The sequence below is a fragment of the Pedobacter psychrophilus genome (assembly GCF_001652725.1).
Lineage (GTDB): Bacteria > Bacteroidota > Bacteroidia > Sphingobacteriales > Sphingobacteriaceae > Pseudopedobacter > Pseudopedobacter psychrophilus.
In genome coordinates this window covers 1-702 of record NZ_LWHJ01000024.1, presented here as the reverse complement: position 1 = coordinate 702, position 702 = coordinate 1, and the positions used below count along the sequence as shown (strand labels likewise).

Here is a 702-nt window from a genome sequence, read left to right as displayed (position 1 = left end):
CGTTATGCGTAATTTAAAAACAGACGAACTATGTCAATGACACAAATAGCTTTTTTAAGAAAAGCAGACCAACCTACAAACGGACAAATTCAAGACATTATCCAAAAACTCGGATATGACTTCAAAATTTTAAGTGGACTTGAGAAACAAATAGACCAAGACGGACTTGAATGTAGTATTAACGGACATCAAACATATTTTGAAACTTATATTGAAATTGCCGACGATGCTATAATGGACAACGAAGCAGATTGGATTAAACCAGATATAACAAACCAAGACACAGCAATTTCATTTGTTTGGGGTGCAGACTTTGTGGCAGGTGCTTGTATTGGACTTATTTCAATCGCCTTGATAGACCAAAGTGGAGCTTTGGTTTACTATATGGACGACCAAATGAAATACACAAGAGAATTACTTCTTGAAGAAACTCCACAATACCTTGCAGAACTTGACAAACAAGATAGCAAAAATGAAATTCATCAAGAACCTATAAATCCAAAGCCAACAAACATGCAGACAAAAAACACATTTTTGCAAAGACTGAAAAACATATTCAAATAAACTCCGCATAACAGCAAATTTGCTCAAAAATGGCTGACGGTGGTTTACGTTAATTCATCAGTTATTTACTTACTTTGGTGCGGTGCGACAATGGTTCTGCAAGCAATGCCATTTCTGCACAAATTTGCAAAACGTTAT

General features: G+C 35.5%; 1 protein-coding gene. It reads left to right on the top strand.

Annotation, left to right across the window (positions count from 1 at the left end):
- Positions 1-36 precede the first annotated feature (36 nt).
- Positions 37-564 (top strand): hypothetical protein, encoded by a 528-nt coding sequence (locus tag A5893_RS08425; RefSeq protein WP_068822133.1) that lies wholly within the window; start codon positions 37-39, stop codon positions 562-564.
- The last annotated feature ends 138 nt before the right edge of the window (positions 565-702 follow it).